General features: G+C 66.5%; 1 protein-coding gene. It reads left to right on the forward strand.

Features of this window, described 5'->3' with window-relative positions:
* Positions 1 to 198 precede the first annotated feature (198 nt).
* Positions 199 to 1,407, forward strand: coding sequence for an IS110 family transposase (locus ACIRVH_RS46460; RefSeq protein WP_403967181.1), 1,209 nt, complete (start codon positions 199 to 201; stop codon positions 1,405 to 1,407).
* Positions 1,408 to 1,475 lie beyond the last annotated feature (68 nt).

A 1,475-nucleotide genomic window follows, 5' to 3' on the forward strand; every position in this document is an offset into this window, starting at 1 on the left:
CCCTTAAGAATGCTGGTGGTCCGGGAGGACTGGGTGTGGCTGATGGTGACCTGCCGTTTGATGGCTCGGAGTGAGTGGCCGCCTGGTCCTTCGGGACGCTCCGGCTGCTGATTGAGAACTGCGGTCATCGCTGGTTAAGGGCTTGGCGGCGGAGTGTTCCCCGGACCCGGAGAGTGCTGGTTTCTGGGGAACGGAGCGATGACGGTGACGGAACGTCACGAGCAAGTCTGGGTCGGCATCGACGCCGGCAAGGCCCATCACTGGGCGGTTGGAGTCAACGCCAGCGGAGAGAAGGTGTTCTCAAGGAAGGTCGTCAACGGTGAGGACGAGATCCTGGCCCTGATGGTGGCGGCGTGCGAGATGGCCGACGAGGTGCGGTGGGCGGTGGACATCTGCGGCCGGGCCTCGACGCTGCTGCTTGCACTGTTGATCGCCCATGGCCAGAGCGTGGTGTATGTGCCTGGACGTACGGTCAACCGAATGTCCGGGGCCTACCGCGGCGAAGGAAAGACCGACGCGAAGGACGCCCTGGTCATCGCCGACACCGCGCGTATGCGCCAGGACTTCACACCCCTGAGCCTCCCGGACGAGACCGTGGCAAATCTCCAGCTGCTCACCGCCCACCGAGCCGACCTGATCGCCGACCGGGTACGACTGATCAACCGCCTGCGCGATGCCCTGGTGGGCATCTGCCCTGCTCTGGAGCGGGCCTTCGACTACTCAGCAGCCAAGGGACCGGTCGTCCTGCTGACCGAGTACCAGACCCCGGCCGCCCTGCGACGGACCGGCGTCAAGCAGCTCGCGGACTGGCTGGCACGACGCGCGGCCCGCAGTGCAGCCGAGATCGCCGCCCGCGCGGTCGAGGCAGCCCAGTCCCAGATGACTGCTCTGCCGGGCGAAAAGCGAGCCGCCAAACTCGTGTGCGACCTCGCTCATCAGCTCCTCGCACTCGACGAGTGGATCAAAGACACCGACCGGGAGATCCGCGAGGCCTTCCACCTCGACGAGCGCGCCGAAGTCATCGAATCCCTGCCAGGTATGGGCCCCATCCTCGGGGCCGAGTTCCTCGCCATCGTCGGAGACCTGTCCGCCTATGCAGACGCCGGCCGCCTGGCCGCCCACGCGGGACTGGCCCCGGTGTCGCGTGACTCCGGCCGCCGGACCGGTAACCACCACCGGCCCAAGCGTTACCACCGCCGCCTGCGACATGTCTTCTACATGGCCGCCCAAACCGCCATGATGCGCCCCGGACCCTCCCGGGACTACTACCTCAAGAAACGCGCCGAAGGACTGATCCACGTCCAGGCACTGCTCGCCCTCGCACGCCGCCGAGTCGACGTCTTATGGGCCATGCTCCGTGACAACAGGCACTTCACCCCCACCCCACCGGCCCCCCAATCGGCTTGACACCATCATTGAGACTCACTCGATGAGCGCATGGGGCAGGTCGAGTGCGGCAGGATGAGGGACCAACA

Source organism: Streptomyces sp. NPDC101165 (genome assembly GCF_044768135.1).
GTDB lineage: Bacteria > Actinomycetota > Actinomycetes > Streptomycetales > Streptomycetaceae > Streptomyces.